The organism is Enterobacter sp. WPR_3_1 (assembly GCF_003635055.1).
Classification (GTDB): domain Bacteria; phylum Pseudomonadota; class Gammaproteobacteria; order Enterobacterales; family Enterobacteriaceae; genus Enterobacter; species Enterobacter ludwigii.
Map to the genome: position 1 here is coordinate 115,180 of NZ_RBXU01000012.1, position 17,702 is coordinate 132,881.

General features: G+C 57.8%; 17 protein-coding genes and 1 pseudogene. 9 read left to right on the forward strand and 9 right to left on the reverse strand.

What is annotated here, in order from left to right; translation table 11 throughout:
• Positions 1-12: 12 nt before the first annotated feature.
• From pheT to selO, 8 genes are all read left to right on the forward strand, one after another.
• Entirely contained in the window at positions 13-2,400 is a 2,388-nt protein-coding gene (gene pheT, locus BJ887_RS17170; RefSeq protein ID WP_121340185.1) for a phenylalanine--tRNA ligase subunit beta, read from the forward strand.
• A gap of 4 nt (positions 2,401-2,404) precedes the next feature.
• Entirely contained in the window at positions 2,405-2,704 is a 300-nt protein-coding gene (gene ihfA / locus BJ887_RS17175; RefSeq protein WP_003857805.1) for an integration host factor subunit alpha, read from the forward strand.
• Between the two features lie 103 nt (positions 2,705-2,807).
• On the forward strand, positions 2,808-3,788 hold the full coding sequence (btuC, locus tag BJ887_RS17180) for a vitamin B12 ABC transporter permease BtuC (RefSeq protein WP_121340240.1): 981 nt from the start codon (positions 2,808-2,810) through the stop codon (positions 3,786-3,788).
• A 33-nt stretch (positions 3,789-3,821) separates the two neighbouring features.
• Positions 3,822-4,373 (forward strand): glutathione peroxidase, encoded by a 552-nt coding sequence (locus BJ887_RS17185; RefSeq protein ID WP_014169696.1) that lies wholly within the window; start codon positions 3,822-3,824, stop codon positions 4,371-4,373.
• Complete coding sequence (gene btuD / locus BJ887_RS17190; protein WP_020884404.1) at positions 4,373-5,128, forward strand: vitamin B12 ABC transporter ATP-binding protein BtuD; 756 nt, start codon at positions 4,373-4,375, stop codon at positions 5,126-5,128. The genes BJ887_RS17185 and btuD overlap by 1 nt, the downstream gene beginning before the upstream one ends.
• A gap of 74 nt (positions 5,129-5,202) precedes the next feature.
• Complete coding sequence (locus BJ887_RS17195; RefSeq protein WP_020884403.1) at positions 5,203-5,667, forward strand: NlpC/P60 family protein; 465 nt, start codon at positions 5,203-5,205, stop codon at positions 5,665-5,667.
• Between the two features lie 294 nt (positions 5,668-5,961).
• Positions 5,962-6,672, forward strand: a complete 711-nt coding sequence (locus BJ887_RS17200; protein WP_020884402.1) for an EAL domain-containing protein — start codon at positions 5,962-5,964, stop codon at positions 6,670-6,672.
• Between the two features lie 64 nt (positions 6,673-6,736).
• On the forward strand, positions 6,737-8,179 hold the full coding sequence (selO, locus tag BJ887_RS17205; RefSeq protein ID WP_121340186.1) for a protein adenylyltransferase SelO: 1,443 nt from the start codon (positions 6,737-6,739) through the stop codon (positions 8,177-8,179).
• A gap of 59 nt (positions 8,180-8,238) precedes the next feature.
• Here selO and BJ887_RS17210 read toward each other — a convergent pair whose 3' ends face one another.
• The 5 genes and pseudogenes from BJ887_RS17210 to BJ887_RS17230 form a co-directional block, all read right to left on the reverse strand.
• Positions 8,239-9,009: a 3-hydroxybutyrate dehydrogenase gene (locus BJ887_RS17210; protein WP_044867294.1), complete on the reverse strand. Its 771-nt coding sequence runs from the start codon at positions 9,007-9,009 to the stop codon at positions 8,239-8,241.
• 10 nt (positions 9,010-9,019) lie between these two features.
• Entirely contained in the window at positions 9,020-10,414 is a 1,395-nt protein-coding gene (locus BJ887_RS17215) for a GntP family permease (RefSeq protein WP_196480799.1), read from the reverse strand.
• A 53-nt stretch (positions 10,415-10,467) separates the two neighbouring features.
• Positions 10,468-11,648, reverse strand: a pseudogene (locus BJ887_RS17220) (acetyl-CoA C-acetyltransferase).
• A gap of 9 nt (positions 11,649-11,657) precedes the next feature.
• On the reverse strand, positions 11,658-12,314 hold the full coding sequence (locus BJ887_RS17225; RefSeq protein ID WP_121340187.1) for a CoA transferase subunit B: 657 nt from the start codon (positions 12,312-12,314) through the stop codon (positions 11,658-11,660).
• Positions 12,315-12,316: 2 nt separating this feature from the next.
• Complete coding sequence (locus BJ887_RS17230; RefSeq protein ID WP_032677981.1) at positions 12,317-13,024, reverse strand: CoA transferase subunit A; 708 nt, start codon at positions 13,022-13,024, stop codon at positions 12,317-12,319.
• A gap of 140 nt (positions 13,025-13,164) precedes the next feature.
• On the opposite strand from BJ887_RS17230, the gene BJ887_RS17235 reads away from it, so the two are divergent.
• Positions 13,165-14,088, forward strand: coding sequence for a LysR family transcriptional regulator (locus BJ887_RS17235; RefSeq protein WP_020884395.1), 924 nt, complete (start codon positions 13,165-13,167; stop codon positions 14,086-14,088).
• Here BJ887_RS17235 and BJ887_RS17240 read toward each other — a convergent pair.
• From BJ887_RS17240 to BJ887_RS17255, 4 genes are read right to left on the reverse strand one after another with little or no spacing between them, the layout of a single operon-like run.
• Positions 14,055-14,834, reverse strand: a complete 780-nt coding sequence (locus BJ887_RS17240) for a heme ABC transporter ATP-binding protein (RefSeq protein WP_121340188.1) — start codon at positions 14,832-14,834, stop codon at positions 14,055-14,057. The genes BJ887_RS17235 and BJ887_RS17240 overlap by 34 nt on opposite strands.
• The gene (locus BJ887_RS17245; RefSeq protein ID WP_047955484.1) at positions 14,827-15,819 is read right to left on the reverse strand and encodes an iron ABC transporter permease; all 993 of its coding nucleotides are present in this window, start codon (positions 15,817-15,819) and stop codon (positions 14,827-14,829) included. Before BJ887_RS17245 ends, BJ887_RS17240 begins: the two co-directional genes overlap by 8 nt.
• Entirely contained in the window at positions 15,819-16,640 is an 822-nt protein-coding gene (locus BJ887_RS17250; RefSeq protein WP_121340189.1) for a hemin ABC transporter substrate-binding protein, read from the reverse strand. Before BJ887_RS17250 ends, BJ887_RS17245 begins: the two co-directional genes overlap by 1 nt.
• On the reverse strand, positions 16,637-17,665 hold the full coding sequence (locus BJ887_RS17255; protein ID WP_044867859.1) for a hemin-degrading factor: 1,029 nt from the start codon (positions 17,663-17,665) through the stop codon (positions 16,637-16,639). Before BJ887_RS17255 ends, BJ887_RS17250 begins: the two co-directional genes overlap by 4 nt.
• Between the last annotated feature and the right edge of the window lie 37 nt (positions 17,666-17,702).

The window sequence follows — 17,702 nt, forward strand, 5'->3', positions numbered from 1 at the left end:
CAGGACAGAACAATGAAATTCAGTGAACTGTGGTTACGCGAATGGGTGAACACCACGCTTGATAGCGAAGCGCTTTCCAACCAGATCACCATGGCGGGTCTGGAAGTTGACGGTGTTGAGCCGGTTTCTGGCGCTTTCAATGGCGTCGTTGTGGGCGAAGTGGTTGAGTGCGGTCAGCACCCTAACGCTGACAAGCTGCGTGTGACAAAAGTTAACGTAGGCGGCGATCGCCTGCTGGATATCGTCTGCGGCGCGCCAAACTGCCGTCAGGGCCTGAAAGTGGCCGTGGCGACCGTGGGGGCAGTACTGCCGGGCGATTTTAAAATTAAAGCAGCGAAACTGCGCGGTGAGCCGTCTGAAGGCATGCTGTGTTCGTTCTCTGAGCTGGGTATTTCCGACGATCACAATGGCATCATTGAGCTGCCGCTTGATGCGCCTATTGGTACCGACATCCGCGAATACCTGAAACTCGATGACAACACCATTGAAATCAGCGTGACGCCAAACCGTGCGGACTGCTTAGGCATTATCGGCGTGGCCCGCGATGTGGCCGTGCTGAACCAGACTGAACTGAACGTACCGGAAATCGTACCGGTTGACGCTACCATCAGTGACACACTGCCGATTCAGGTTGAAGCCGCTGAGGCGTGCCCACGCTACCTTGGTCGAGTGGTGAAAGGCATCAACGTAAAAGCGCCAACCCCGCTGTGGATGAAAGAGAAGCTGCGTCGCTGTGGTATTCGTTCTATCGACGCCGTCGTTGATGTGACCAACTATGTTCTGCTGGAGCTGGGTCAGCCGATGCACGCGTTCGATAAAGATCGTATCGAAGGCGGTATTGTGGTGCGTATGGCGAAAGAGGGCGAAACCCTGGTTCTGCTCGACGGCAGCGAAGCAAAACTGAATGCTGATACGCTGGTGATAGCGGACCACGTTAAAGCGCTGGCGATGGGCGGTATCTTCGGTGGCGAACACTCCGGTGTAAACGATGAAACGCAAAACGTTCTGCTGGAGTGTGCGTTTTTCAGCCCGCTCTCTATCACCGGTCGCGCACGTCGTCACGGCCTGCATACCGATGCCTCTCACCGTTATGAGCGTGGCGTCGATCCGGCACTGCAGCACAAAGCGATGGAGCGTGCGACGCGTCTGCTGATCGACATCTGCGGCGGTGAAGCGGGCCCGGTTATCGACGTCACCCACGAAGCGACGTTGCCGAAGCGTGCGACCATTACCCTGCGTCGTAGCAAGCTGGATCGTCTGATTGGTCACCATGTTGCTGACGCACAGGTCAGCGATATCCTTCGCCGCCTGGGTTGTGACGTGACCGAAGGGCAGGACGAGTGGAAAGCCGTTGCGCCATCCTGGCGTTTCGACATGGAGATCGAAGAAGATCTGGTGGAAGAAGTGGCTCGCGTATATGGCTACAACAACATCCCCGATGAGCCTGTTCAGGCGGGTCTGGTGATGGGAAGCCACCGTGAAGCAGATTTGTCTCTTAAGCGTGTGAAAACCATGCTGAACGACAAAGGCTATCAGGAAGTGATCACCTACAGCTTTGTTGATCCAAAACTGCAGCAGATGATCCATCCGGGCCAGGAGGCGCTGATCCTGCCAAGCCCAATCTCCAGCGAAATGTCCGCGATGCGCCTGTCCCTGTGGACCGGTCTGCTGGGAACTATCGTTTACAACCAGAACCGTCAGCAAAACCGCGTGCGAATTTTCGAAAGTGGTTTACGCTTTGTACCGGATAATCAGGCAAATTTAGGCATCCGTCAGGATCTCATGCTGGCTGGTGCCATCAGCGGTAACCGTTACGAAGAGCACTGGGACCTGGCAAAAGGCACGGTTGATTTCTACGATATGAAGGGAGATCTGGAAGCAATTCTCGATCTGACCGGTAAATTATCTGAAATTGAATTCCGTGCAGAAGCGATCCCTGCGCTGCATCCAGGCCAGAGCGCGGCTATCTATTTAGACGGCAAACGCATTGGTTTCATTGGCGTTGTTCATCCTGAGCTGGAGCGCAAGCTGGACCTGAACGGCCGTACCATCGTGTTCGAGCTGGAATGGAGCCCGGTTGCAGACCGCGTCATTCCTCAGGCCCGCGACGTCTCACGCTTCCCTGCAAACCGCCGTGATATCGCGGTTGTGGTCGCGGAAAATGTGCCCGCAGCAGATATTTTGGCCGAATGTAAGAAAGTTGGCGTAAATCAGGTAGTTGGCGTAAACTTATTTGACGTGTACCGCGGCAAGGGCGTAGCAGAAGGTTTCAAGAGCCTCGCTATTAGCCTTATCCTTCAGGATACCAGCCGTACACTCGAAGAAGAGGAGATTGCCGCTACCGTCGCCAAATGTGTAGAGGCATTAAAAGAGCGATTCCAGGCATCATTGAGGGATTGAACCTATGGCGCTTACAAAAGCTGAAATGTCAGAATATCTGTTTGATAAGCTTGGGCTTAGCAAACGAGATGCCAAAGAGCTGGTAGAGCTGTTTTTCGAAGAGATCCGTCGTGCTCTGGAAAATGGTGAGCAGGTAAAACTCTCCGGTTTTGGCAATTTTGATTTGCGTGACAAAAACCAACGTCCGGGCCGTAACCCAAAGACGGGGGAAGATATTCCGATTACAGCCCGCCGCGTGGTGACCTTCAGACCCGGCCAGAAGTTAAAAAGCCGTGTCGAAAACGCAACGCCCAAAGCAGAGTAATATGAACTAACTAAAAAGGCCGCTCACGCGGCCTTTTTTCTTTGCGCTCTCTGGCAAACCCGCCGTAAAATCAATTACATCACACGCTACTAAAACCATGTCCATGCTTGATTATGCCCATCGCCAGCACCGTTTAGATCAACGACACCTGCTTTTGCTCGTGCTGCTGCTCATTGTTACCGCAGGTGTCAGCCTGTGCGCCGGGGAACAGTGGATAGGGCCTGAACACTGGTTTGAGCCTGAGGGGCAGCTTTTCGTCTGGCAAATCCGTCTGCCGCGCACGCTGGCGGTGATCCTGGTGGGTGCCGCGCTGGCATTGTGCGGCACCATTATGCAGGCATTATTTGATAACCCGCTGGCGGAGCCCGGGCTGCTCGGCGTGTCGAATGGCGCGGGCGTAGGGCTGGTGGCGGCGGTGATGTTGGGCGGGGGGGAACTCTCCTCATGGGGGATTAGCCTCAGCGCCATTATCGGCGCGTTGCTGATAACGGTAATCCTTTTGCGCTTTGCCAGACGGCACTTATCAACCAGTCGGCTGCTGCTTGCCGGGGTGGCTCTGGGGATCATCTGTAGCGCGCTGATGACCTGGGCGGTGTATTTCTCCACGTCCTTTGACTTGCGTCAGTTGATGTACTGGATGATGGGCGGCTTCGGGGGCGTAGACTGGCGCCAGGGCTGGCTGATGGCACTGCTGATACCGGTCTTGCTGTGGGCAGTCCTGCAGGCACAGCCGCTGAATATTCTCGCGCTGGGGGAAACCTCGGCCCGCCAGCTTGGCATGCCGATAGGCTTCTGGCGTAACGTGCTGGTCATTGCCATTGGCTGGCTGGTTGGTGTGAGCGTGGCACTGGCCGGGGCGATTGGCTTTATTGGGCTGGTTATCCCGCACATGCTGCGTCTGTGCGGTATCACCGACCATCGAACCTTACTGCCGGCCTCGGCGGTTGCCGGGGCGGTAACGCTGCTGGTGGCGGATATCATCGCCCGGCTCGCCCTGACAGCCGCTGAGCTGCCAATAGGCGTGGTGACCGCCACGCTGGGCGCGCCGGTATTTATCTGGCTACTATTAAAATCCGGACGTTAAATCACTACCCGTAAGATAACCTGAGGGAATGCTATGCAGTCTGATATTTTGAATACCGAAGTGACCACCATTGAGGGTGAGAAAACCACGCTGGAAAGCTATAAAGGCAACGTGCTGCTCATCGTGAATGTGGCCTCCAAATGTGGCCTGACGCCGCAGTACGAACAGCTGGAAAACATTCAAAAAGCCTGGGAGAAAGACGGTTTCACCGTGCTGGGCTTCCCGTGCAACCAGTTCCTGGGCCAGGAGCCGGGCAGCGAAGACGAAATCAAAACGTTTTGCAGCACCACCTACGGTGTGACGTTCCCGATGTTCAGCAAAATCGACGTTAACGGTGAACATCGCCATCCCCTGTATGCCAAGCTGGTGGCGGCCGCGCCGACCGCCGTTGCGCCGGAAGGCAGCGGTTTTTATGAGCGCATGGCCAGTAAAGGACGCGCGCCGCTCTATCCGGACGATATCCTGTGGAATTTTGAAAAATTCCTTATCGGTCGTGACGGACAGGTGGTGCAGCGTTTTTCACCGGACATGACGCCTGAAGATCCGATTGTTATGGAGTCTATCAAGCTGGCGCTGGCGAAATAATGACGTTGCTGATGCAGCTCACGGACGTCGCCGATACGGGGCGTCTGGAGCCGATAACCGGTGCCATCAATGCAGGCGAAATCCTGCATCTTGTCGGGCCGAACGGCGCAGGAAAAAGCACCTTACTGGCGCGCATGGCAGGGCTGACCGCCGGCGCGGGGGAGATAACCCTGCTGGAGCATAACCTTGCTGACTGGTCGCCAGTCTCGCTGGCGCACAGGCGCAGCTATCTGGTGCAGCAGCAGGTCCCGCCCTTTGCGATGCCCGTCTGGCACTACCTGATGCTGCATCTGCACGATAAACAGCATACGTCGCTGCTCACTGAGGTGGCGGCGGGATTAGGGCTAGAAGATAAACTGTCCCGGCATGCCAGCCAGCTTTCGGGGGGCGAGTGGCAGCGCGTGCGTCTGGCGGCCGTCATTTTGCAGATTCACCCGGCCGGCAATCCGCACGGCAGACTGCTGCTTCTGGATGAACCGATGAGCGGTCTGGATGTGGCACAACAGGCCGCGCTGGACACCCTGTTAAGCTCCCTGAGCAGAAAAGGGATCGGCGTGGTCATGAGCAGTCATGACCTGAACCATACGCTGCGTCACGCCCACCGGGTGTGGCTGTTGGCGCGAGGAAAGATGATTGCCAGCGGCACGCGCGATGCGGTATTGACGCCGCCAAATCTTGCCCGCGCGTACAATATGTCTTTCCGCAGGCTGGATATAGAAGGGCATAAGATGCTGATTTCTACCGCGCAGGCGTAACCGTTTCTTGCCTGTTAACGCCGTTGCACGCTAAATTACGAAAAGAACAAAAAAAGCAGAGGATTCGTCTGAAAATGCGATTCTGGTTTCTCCTGATGGCCGCGTTATTTCTTGCGGGATGCAGTAGCCATCGTGCGCCGCCGCCTAACCCGCGGCTTTCAGATTCTATTACCGTCATTGCCAGCCTTAACGATCAGCTGAGCAACTGGCGCGGCACGCCCTATCGTTATGGCGGCATGAGCCGTGGGGGCGTAGATTGTTCTGGCTTTGTTCTGATGACGTTTCGCGATAAGTTTGATTTACAGCTTCCGCGCGAAACGCGCAAACAGGCGGAAATTGGCACGGAAATCGATAAAGATGATTTGCTGCCCGGCGACCTGGTTTTTTTCAAAACCGGCTCGGGTGACAGTGGGCTTCACGTCGGTATTTATGATACCGATAATCAGTTTATTCACGCCTCGACCAGTCGTGGGGTGATGCGCTCGTCGCTCGATAATGTTTACTGGCGTAAAAACTTCTGGCAGGCACGACGTATTTAGTCTGTCAAAGAGCAGTCTCTTATGATGGCATGATAACTAATAAATCATGCCATTTTTTCTCAAATAAGAGGTTTAAAGTTAAATTTACGAAAAATGACTTATCTCCTCAGGTGTCTGTTTTATCTAAAACTGGCTATTACTGAGCAACCAGGATAAGATTATTTTAGATTCAGGGATAAATCTGAAAAATAATACGGAACTAATGAAATTAATCTTATTAAAATCAAGACAGTGGAATTGTGTCGGCAATTGCTCCAGGATGTCCTCTCTCATCTTTAATGCGGGGCGAGTGCAATGATTATTACGCTAGATAATGCTTACCAGTCTGAACTGATGCTTCTGCCTGCCCGTAATAGCGCCGGCGAGCTTAAAGGTTTAGAGGTTCTGGTTAACTTTACTGGCGTCGGTACCCACGTTCGGATCCCCACCGAACTCGTTATCCCGCGGCTTTCGGCTGAAGAAGAGTTAGCGTTGTTTAACGAGAAATTGCAATTGCTTGATACCTGTAAACTGTTTTTTATTCAGCATCAGTTAATTGCATGGATCAATATTACACCTGTAATTGTTGAATTTTTATTAAGTAATGGGAACGCTGTTTCAATACTTGAGCGTTATCCGTTTCTTGAGTTTACTGTTAATGAGAATTATCCAGGTTTAAATAACGGGAAGGACGATCTGCAACTGGCGAGAATGGCAATCCATTTTCCGCTGGTGCTGGCAAACTTTGGCGCAGGCGCAGCGTCGTTGAAAGCCGTTTATGATGGATTGTTTAAACGGGTCATTCTCGACAAGGGATTTATCCAGCAGCGTGCTTCTGAACTCTCTTTTGAGCCTTTTATGCGCGCAATCCTCTGGCAAATAACGCCTCACTGTCAGTCCGTGCTCGTCGGCGGCATTGATGACCACGGTTTATTGCAGCGCGTCTTGTCCTTTAACTTTGGCGCAATGCAGGGGGCGCTCTGGCCAGCCGTCTCTGCAGAGCACGTCACCACGCTCGTTCAGTGATAACCCTCTCTTTCGCCCGTGTTTAAGTCCGGGTAAACCCTCTACACTAAAAGCAGGAGGACCTATGACCCTGTCTTTTACTGCTCACTGGCATGACGAGTTGCCGGGTTTTTATACCGCACTCAAACCCACACCGTTACAAAATTCCCGTCTTATCTGGCATAACGATCGGCTGGCAGATGAGCTGGCTGTTCCACCTGAGATGTTTCAGCCCTCCGACGGCGCTGGCGTCTGGGGAGGCGAAACGCTGCTTGCCGGTATGCAGCCTCTGGCTCAGGTCTATAGCGGACATCAGTTTGGCGTCTGGGCAGGACAACTGGGCGATGGCCGGGGGATTCTGCTGGGCGAACAACGGCTGCCCAACGGGGAGACGGTGGACTGGCACCTGAAGGGGGCCGGCCTGACCCCTTACTCTCGAATGGGCGACGGGCGCGCGGTATTGCGTTCGACTATTCGCGAATGTCTGGCATCAGAAGCGATGCACGCGCTGGGGATCCCCACCACTCGCGCACTGTCGATTGTAACCAGTGACACCCCGGTGGCACGTGAAACGATGGAAAAAGGGGCGATGCTTATGCGCGTTGCGCAAAGCCATCTGCGTTTTGGCCACTTTGAACACTTTTATTATCGTCGAGAGCCGGAAAAAGTCCGCCAGCTTGCGGATTATGCCATTCGTCATCACTGGTCTCATTTCCAGGACGAGGCCGATAAGTACATTCTCTGGTTCCGCGATGTGGTAGCCCGTACCGCAACCATGATTGCCCGCTGGCAGACGGTCGGGTTTGCCCATGGGGTGATGAACACGGACAACATGTCGCTTCTCGGATTGACCTTTGATTACGGTCCGTTCGGCTTCCTTGATGACTATCAGCCGGGGTACATCTGCAACCATTCTGACTATCAGGGACGTTACAGTTTCGACAATCAGCCGGCTGTTGGCCTGTGGAACCTGCAGCGCCTTGCGCAAACTCTGTCGCCGTTTATCGACGTTGATGCCCTGAATGATGCGCTCGACAGCTACCAGGACATTTTACTGCGCGAATACGGCGCGTTGATGCGCAACAAGCTGGGGCTGGTGACGCAGGAGAGGGGCGATAACGACATCCTGAACGCTCTGTTTGCCCTCATGGAACGTGAAGGCAGCGATTACACCCGCACCTTCCGGATGCTGAGCCAGACTGAGCAACGCAGTAGTGCCTCACCGCTACGCGATGAGTTCATTGACAGGCAGGGCTTTGACGACTGGTTTGCGCTTTACCGCGCGCGGTTGCAGCAAGAGCAGGTCGACGACGCAACCCGGCAGGCGCAAATGAACGCGGCGAACCCGGCGATGGTGTTGCGCAACTGGCTGGCGCAGCGGGCCATTGAACAGGCAGAGCAGGGGGAGTATGACGAATTACATCGCCTGCATGTGGCTCTGCGTACGCCGTTTGCTGACCGTGATGACGACTATGTCAGCCGTCCGCCGGACTGGGGAAAACGCCTGGAAGTGAGCTGTTCGAGCTAGCCCGGGCGGACAAAACCTGACACCTTGCGGTGCCAGGTTTTTTTATGCCGATACCGCGGTCACTGTGCGACCCATCCGCCATCCATATTCCAGGCGGCGCCGCGGACCTGTACTGCGCTGTCACTGCACAAAAACAACGCCAGCTCGCCTAGCTGTTCCGGCGTAACAAACTCACCGGCGGGCTGTTTCTCTGCCAGCAGTTGCTCACGAGCGACATCCGGTGCGACGCCATCGGCAATACGTCTGTCGATTTGCTGCTGCACCAGCGGGGTCAGCACCCAGCCCGGGCAGATGGCATTGGCGGTAATACCGGTGCGGGCGGTCTCCAGCGCCAGGGATTTGGTAAAGCCCACCACGCCATGCTTGGCGGCAACATAGGCGGATTTCTCTTTCGACGCAACCAGCCCATGCACGGAGGCGATATTAATGATGCGCCCCCAGTTTTTCGCCTGCATCGCAGGCAGCGCCAGTCGGCTGGTGTGAAAGACGGAAGAGAGGTTGATGGCGATAATGTCGTTCCATTTCTCCACCGGGAACGCATCAACAGGAGCGACGTGCTGTATACCGGCGTTGTTGATCAGAATATCGACTCCGCCATACCGGGTTTCGGCGTAGTGCATCATGGCTTCAATCTGCTGGACGTCACGCAGGTCCGCATCGTGATAGCCCGGCGTTTTACCCCGTTTCGCGATTTCGTCTCTTGCCAATTCACTGTCGCCGAAACCGTTAAGAATCAACTGCGCGCCAGCCTTCGCCAGCACGCCAGCGATCCCAAGTCCGATACCGCTGGTCGAGCCAGTCACCAGTGCGGTTTTACCGTTCAGATTCATTTTATTCTCCTTACACAATGCCGGTGAGATAGAACACGGCAATGACAAAAAGCACCGCCAGACTTTTGATGAGGGTGATAGCGAAAATGCCGCCATACGCCTGACGATGGCTCAGACCCGTAATGGCAAGCAACGTAATCACGGCCCCGTTATGGGGAAGCGTATCCATGCCGCCGCTGGCCATCGAGGCCACGCGGTGGAGAACCTCCAGAGGGATATTGGCTGCGTGGGCGGCCGCGACAAACGTATCGGCCATGGCCGCAAGGGCGATGCTCATCCCGCCCGACGCCGAACCGGTGATCCCGGCAAGCACGGTCACGCTGATGGCTTCGTTGAGCAACGGGTTCGGGATAGCGGCGAGCGCTTTGGATAAGACCAGAAAACCGGGCAGCGCAGCGATCACCGCCCCGAAACCGTATTCAGACGCGGTATTCATTGCCGCCAGAATGGCGCCGCTGACCGCCGTCCGGCTGCCTTCTGCTAGCCGTCCCCGGATATTGCGAAATCCAAAAAGCAGTACCATGACAATACCCGCGATCAGCGCCGCTTCCACGGCCCAGATGGCGGTGATTTTGCTGACCTCGGTGACAATCGGCTTCGCCAGTCCGGGCAGGATAAGCTCATGTTGCGTCCCGTACCAGCCGGGGATCCAGCGGGTAAACAGCAGGTTGAGGATCCCCACCAGCAGCAGAGGGGAAATGGCGATCAGCGGATGGGGCAGGTTAATGTTGTCCGGCGTTTCAGGTTCATTTTTCAGATCGGAACCGTAACCCTCATTGTTGTTGAGCGCCTTTCGCCGCTGACGCTCCAGCCAGAGCAGGCCAAAACAGAGGATAAACAGCGAGCCAATCAGCCCAAGCCACGGGGCGGCCCAGGCGTTAGTGCCAAAGAAGCTGGTGGGGATAATGTTCTGGATCTGCGGCGTGCCGGGCAGGGCGTCCATGGTAAACGAGAACGCACCCAGAGCCACGGTCGCCGGGATAAGACGTTTGGGGATGCCGCTCTGGCGGAACAGTTCGGCCGCAAAAGGATAGACGGCAAAGGCCACCACGAAGAGCGAAACGCCGCCGTACGTTAACAATGCACACACCAGCACAATGACCGGAATCGCATGGCGGCGCCCGAGGATCTGGATCGCTGCAGCGACGATCGCGCGTGAGAAACCGGAAAGCTCAATCAGCTTGCCAAACACGGCACCCAGCAGGAACACCGGGAAGTAGAGCTTGACGAAGCCGACCATCTTTTCCATAAACAGACCGGTAAACGTCGGGCCGACGGCCCCCGGGTCGGTCAGCAGCACGGCACCCAGCGCCGCGATGGGGGCAAACAGAATAACGCTGTATCCGCGATAGGCCGCGAGCATCAGCAATGCCAGCGCCGCCAGGGCAATCAACACACTCATTATGACTCCTCACTATCATTGTTATATTCGGGTACCAACGAGATGTCCGGGCGCGGTTAGCGCGCAAGGGTTAATGCAATGCCTTGCCCACCTCCCACACACAGGGTGACGAGCCCTTTTTTCGCGTCGCGGCGTTGCATCTCATGCAGCAGCGTGACGAGGATCCGACAGCCAGAGGCGCCGATGGGGTGGCCAAGCGCAATCGCACCACCGTTAACGTTCACCTTACGTTCATCCCAGCCGAGCAGTTTGCCAACGGCCAGCGCCTGTGCGGCAAAGGCTTCATTCGCTTCAATGACGTCCACCTCATCCAGCGCCCAGCCTGCCCGGGCCAGAGCCGTCTGGCAGGCGCTGACCGGCCCGATGCCCATCACCGATGGATCAACGCCGGTCACGGCATAACTCACGACCCGTCCCAGGATCGGTAATCCGCTTTCCCGCGCTTTTTCACCGCTCATTAACAGCACCGCAGCGGCACCATCGTTCAGGTTTGAGGCATTACCCGCCGTCACCGTTCCATCTTCACGACGAAAGGCAGGGCGCAGGTGCGCGAGTTGCTCAGCGGTGGTTCCCGGCCGGGGTTGTTCATCACTGCTGACCAGGCGCGGCGGCTTTTTACCCTCGCTCACCGTGACCGGAGCCATCTCCGCGTCAAACAGACCGCGCGCAATGGCCGACGCCGCTTTTTGCTGCGACCGGGCGGCAAAAGCGTCCTGCTGCTCGCGGGAGATGCCATACTGGCGGGCAACGTTTTCCGCGGTGATGCCCATGTGATAATCGTTAAATGCGTCCCACAGGCCGTCCGTTATCATGCTGTCCTGCAATCCTGTATGACCAAAACGCAACCCTGACCGCGCACCGTCCAGCAGGTAAGGGGCATTGCTCATGCTCTCCTGGCCGCCAGCGATAACCACGTCGGCATCGCCGCAGCGGATAGTCTGCGCGGCGAGCTGCACCGCTTTAAGCCAGCACCGCACACCAGATTGACGGTTGTCGCGGGGGTACTGACGGGCAATCCGGCCATGAGAGCGGTCTGACGGGCGGGGTTTTGTCCACACCCTGCCGTCAGCACCTGACCGAAAATCAGTTCGTCTACCTGATCTGCGCACAGCTGGCTGTTCTCGAGCAGGCGACGAACCGCTACGGCACCCAGTTCAACCGCGGAAAGGGAGGAGAGCGATCCGCGAAAACTGCCTACAGGGGTTCGCGTGGCCCCGACAATCATGACCTCATTCATGTTCACTCCTCAGTTGAAGCGCATCTCGTGCACGTCGTCCGCCACGATGATTTTCCCGGCTGTTTTACTGACGATGTCGTCAACACTGACGCCGGGGGCGTATTCCCGCAGAATGAACGCGCCGTCTTCAATCTCCAGCAACGCAAGGTCGGTTAACACCCGACGGATGCAGCCAGCGCCGGTCAACGGCAGCGTGCAGCGCGGCAGCAGTTTTGACTCTCCGTTTTTTGCGGCATGGGTCATCACCACAATGATGTTCTGCGCCCCGGCGACCAGATCCATCGCGCCTCCCATCCCTTTCACCATCTTGCCCGGGATCATCCACGAGGCGATGTTGCCTTCGACATCCACTTCGAACGCCCCGAGTACGGTCAGGTCAACATGACCGCCCCGGATCATGGCGAACGACTGGGCCGAGTCGAAAATGGCGGCACCGATCCTCGCGGTGACGGTCTGCTTACCGGCGTTGATCATGTCGGCGTCAAGGCTCTGCTCATCCGGAAAGGCTCCCATCCCCAGCAGGCCGTTTTCAGACTGGAGCATCACGTCCATTCCCGCCGGAATATAGTTCGCCACAAGGGTCGGGATCCCTATCCCCAGGTTGACGTAGTAACCGTCGCGCAGTTCTCGGGCGACGCGCATGGCCATCTGTTCACGGGTTAACATCTTCAGACTCCCTCTGCGCGCAGCGTGCGCTGTTCAATGCGTTTCTCGAACTGGCCGACAATCAGCCTGTCGACGTAGATCCCCGGGGTATGAATGGCCGACGGGGGCAGTTCGCCCGGGGCGACGATCTCTTCCACTTCCACTACCGTTATCCGGCCCGCGGTGGCCATCAGCGGGTTAAAGTTTTGCGCGGTATGGCGATAGATAACGTTGCCGTACCAGTCCGCTTTCCAGCCCTTGATCAGCGCAAAATCGCCGGTGATGGCCTCTTCGAGGACATAATGCTTGCCGGCAAACTGGCGAACTTCCTTGCCAGCAGCCACGGGGGTACCATAGCCGGTGGCCGTGTAAAACGCCGGAATACCCGCTCCGCCAGCGCGAACCTTTTCTGCCAGGGTTCCCTGTGGGGTGAGTTCCACTTCCAGCTCGCCGCTCAACACCTGTTGCTCGAACAGCGCGTTTTCGCCCACGTACGACGCCACCACTTTTCGTACCTGGCGCGTCTCAAGGAGTATCCCGAGACCAAAACCATCGACGCCGCAGTTGTTTGAAACCACCGTTAGCCCCTGCACCTGACGGCGTCTGACTTCGGCAATCAGGTTCTCAGGAATGCCGCACAGGCCGAAGCCGCCTGCCAGCAATGTCATTCCGTCCGTCAGCCCGTCCAGCGCCTGCGCATAGCTGCCGACGCGCTTATCCAGTCCCGCCATAATCATCCCTCCCGTTATCCGTGCCGGTATCATTAGGGGCGGCGACTCATTTGTTAATTTTGAATTTGTGACCCACTCATTTGGTTTTTTTATTAATTTCCTGTTAACTAAATTTTTTCAATTAGTTAACAAGGTGAAAAATGAGAATGAGTGTCAAACAGTTACGCGCGTTTTTAGCGGTAGCTCACACTCTGAATTTCGCGCATGCCAGTGAACGGCTGAATCTTTCCCAGCCGGCGCTCAGCCTGACGATTAAAGGCCTGGAGGAGGCGTTGGGGGGACCGCTGTTGCAGCGCAGCACCCGCAAGGTGGCGCTGACGCAGGAGGGGGAGACCTTTTTACCGATGGCGCGGCAGCTGCTGGCGGACTGGGATAACGCCGAAGAGGCCATGCATCAGTGCTTTACGCTGCAGCGCGGCAAAATCTCAGTCGCGGCGATGCCGTCATTTGCGGCGAATGTCCTGCCGGAGGTGCTCAAGGCATTTCGCGATCGCCACGCCGGGATCAACGTCACCGTGCACGATGTTATCAACGAGCAGGTAATTGAAATGGTGCGGGAAGGGCGGGTCGAGATGGGGATCGCGTTTGAACCGGCGCCGACCCATAACCTGCTTTTTACGCCGTTGGGTCTCGATCGATTTGTCGCCATTGTGCCGAAATCATCCGCTCTGGCAGCCAAAAAACGCCTTTCATGGGAGGCGCTACTGACGCTGGATTTTATTACCCTGCAGCGCCCTTCGGCCGTTCGTCTGATGATGGAAGAAGAGCTGGCCCGCAGCGGTCGTAAACTGGATGTGGCTCTGGAGAGCCATCAACTGGTGACGGTGGGCAGAATGGTCGCCAGCGGTCTGGGCGGCAGTGCGGTCCCGGCACTGTGTGAGGCGCAGATGACCTCGTTAGGCGCGGTCTGTATTCCACTCGATAACCCGCCGATTGAAAAATGCATCGGCGTGATCCACCCCGGGCACACGCAGCTTTCAAAAGCGGCGCATGCCCTGCTTGAGACGCTGAAAGATTTTTATCAGCCCGGTCAGGGGGCGAGAAATACCTGCGGTGAGGCGTGAACCGGATGTGGGCCAACGTATACCTGCGCGCCATACCACCGGGCCAGCGCGTCGGCCTGTAAAACCGTTTCCGGCGTGCCCTGAGAAACCAGCGTGCCGTTATGCAGCAGCAGGATCCGGTCCGCCCACAGCGCTGCCAGATTGAGGTCATGCAGCACCACGCACACGTGAAAATCGCCCTGACGGGTCAGGGATTTCAACAGCCGCAGCAGATGCTGCTGGTGGTAAAGATCCAGCGCGGAAGTGGGTTCATCGAGAAACAGCCAGCCGCGCGGCCCGCCGTCATGACAGAGCTGCGCCAGGGCGCGGGCGAGCTGGATCCGTTGTTGCTCGCCACCGGAGAGGGCCGAAAAGTGTCGGTCTGCGAGGGGCAGGCAGCCCGTTATCGCCATTACGGCTTCGACAACCGGGGCTTCCGGGTAGCGCGTCCAGGGCGCGCGGCCCATACCCACCACCGCGTCGACCGGCCAGTCGAAACCGAGCTGCGTATTCTGGCGCATCACTGCCCGACGGCGTGAGAGCTTTTGCGGGTGCCACGCCTCAAGCGGCGTACCTGCCAGGCTGCATTGCCCGCCTGAAGGCGTGAGATAGCCTGTGAGCAGGCGCAGTAACGTCGATTTTCCGGCACCGTTAGGCCCAATCAACGCCACCATTTCCCCCGGAGATAATGCCAGCGACACGTCGTTGATAAGCGTCCGTTGCCCGACCTGATAAACAAGACGTTCCGCGCAGTAGCGTTCAGCCATGTGCGCCTCCACGACGAAAAATGAGCCACAGGAACCACGGCGCGCCGAAGAGACTGGTCAGTAAACCGACCGGCATTTCAGCCGGTGCGACCAGCGTGCGCGCCACCGTATCGGCAACCAGCAGCAGCGACGCCCCGGCCAGTACGGAGCCGGGGATCACGGCCCGGTGATCGGCGCCCAGCCACATCCGTATCAGGTGCGGCACCACCAGACCGACAAAACCAATCACCCCGCTGACGGCAACCGCGGCGGCAACCAGTAAGGCGCTGCACAGCAACAGGATCCGCTGTACCGTCGCTACCGCCACGCCAAGGTAGTGCGCTTCTTCTTCCCCCAGCTGCAATAAATTGAGCGCGCAGGCAAGACGCCAGATCATCAGAACGCCTGGCACCATCAGCGAGGTGACGGCCAGCAGCGTAGACCACTGTGCCTGACCCAGGCTGCCCATGCCCCAGAGGGAGAGCTGGCGAAGCTGGGCATCATTGCTGAGCCATGACAGTACGCCGACTGCCGCACCGCACAGGGCATTGAGGGCAATGCCTACCAGTAACAGCCGTGAAAGTGTGCTGTTACGCTGCTGGCTTAGGACGAAAATGACCAAAGTGGCCGCCAGCGCACCCCCAAATGCCGCGATCATGGGAGCGTAAAGCATCATCAGCGCAGGGAGCGAGAGGGGAATGACCACCCACAGCGCCACGGCCAGCGCCGCGCCGCTGCTGATCCCAAGCAGCCCCGGATCCGCCAGCGGATTACGAAAAAGCCCCTGCATTACGCAGCCTGCCAGCGCCAGCGAACCGCCGGTGACCAGCGCCAGCAGGACCCGGGGGAGACGAATGGTCAGCCAGATCTGACGCAGGGTTTCATCACTGCCGCGCCACAGCAGACTGACCGGCAGATGCAGTGCGCCAGCCCCGGAGGCCGCCAGCGTCATGACCGTCAGGATGGCGGCCAGCATCCACAGCGACAGCGCGATCCGTCTGGACATCAGGGCAGTTGCTCCGCCCGGGTGCGCAATTGCTGTATGGCCTGCGGCGTGCGTACGCTAAAGCCCAGCAGCGCCATATCGTCGATGGTCAGCACCTGCCTGTTCCGTCCCGCCGGCGTTTGCGCCAGGCCGGGAAGTGTCCACACATTCGCTTCGCCGCCCAATGCCTTTACGCCATCCTGCGAAATCACCACAAGGTCAGGCTGGCTGGCAATCACGCCTTCCTGGGACAGCGGCTGATAACGGGTAAAGCCCTGCATCGCGTTTTGCAAACCCGCTGCGCGAATGGCAGCATCCGCGGCGGTCTGTTGTCCGGCAGCCATCGCGGTCATCCCGCCGTGGTTGAGGATAAACAGCACCCGTTTGTCGAGTGGCGAGGTGGGCAGGGCTGCCAGCGCCTGGCGCAGCCTGGCGCGCAATGCGTCCCCCTGTGCTTCGCGATGCGTCGCTTCGGCAATGACTCGCACCTTGTCGTCAATCACGCTCAGGTCATGACTGCCGGGAACGGTGACGACACTGACGTGACTTTGCTCGACCTGTTTTAACGCCAGAGAGGGCTGCGCCTGAGCACTGGCCAGCACCAGCGTCGGGCGCATGGATAAGATCCCCTCCGCGTTAAGCTGGCGCAAATAGCCGACGTCGGGCAGGGCGTTCGCGGCCTGCGGCCACTGGCTGGTGCTGTCGCGGGCAACCAGTGACGATCCCGCGCCAAGGGCATAAACAATCTCAGTCACGTCACCCCCCAGGGCGACAATTTTCTGCGGTGTGGCCGCGAACGTCACCAGCGGCAGGGCGCAGAGCAGGGCGAGCCATTTTTTCATGCGGCCAGCCCTTTTCGGGTCAGGGCGTCGACCTGGCTGCGCCACTGACGCTGCTCTGGTTCACCTTCGCTGCGTTGACCGTACAGCTGAGCGATTTGCGTCCCGTCGGCGGCGAAGAGCTCCAGGCTGGTGACGTGCCCGTCAGCGGTGGGTTTACGCGTCACCCATGTTTCGGCGATGGACGTATCCCGCAGATGCAGGGTAAAGGTTGGGTTGAAGATGTTGAGCCAGCCTTTCATCGGGACGACGTTTTCCACCACGCCGGTAAAGATCTGCACGCAGCCGCGGTTGCCGACGAAGATCATCATCTCATTCCCCTCCAGGCGGACCGTTTCCAGCAGCTGTGCCAGAGCGGTGTTGTCTACCCTGCAGGCCAGATCGTCACCCACCAGCCGAAACGCCTGCTGGCGGCTCAGATTGTGGCGCTTCAGCAGGCCGAAGAACTGATGCACGTCGGTCATGGCGCGCCACTCCTGATCAACGAGGGCGGCATCAGCCTTTTCGTTGTGGGCAGGGACATCGGCATGCTTCAGCGCCAGTGGCGGATTATCGGCAAAGATAAAGCGCGTAAGCAGGTCGCCCCAGGCAGAAATATCGGTGTTATCGGTCGTGTAAACTTTCAGCAGGGCATCGCCCTGAAGGTCGAAGAACTGAATGCTCTGACGCTCACCGCGGGCGGTGGTTTCACTGATGTGGAACGCGCTCGCCCACTGGTTGAGAAACAGACGCAGATCCAGCGCCCGCGGATTCAGTACCAGCCCGGCGTGGCCGCCAAGGTGTTGATGCGTAAACGCGCCCACCTGCTCGTGAACTGCATAGTCGTTACGACAGATGCATTTGGTCTCGCCCACGGCTTCCAGCGCGCCGATGATTTCGCGGATGTCGCCGTGCAGGCGCCAGGCGTCGTGGCCCACGCGGGCGAAGGTCAGCTCTGCTTCGCTGATGTTCATTAAGCCTGCGATGTCACGTGCGTATTGACCCGGATTTTCTTCTTTCAGCGCAAGCCAGCGTGTGTAGTGATTCATTGTCTCTTCCTTTCGAATAAGGGCCCCGGCAGGCCGG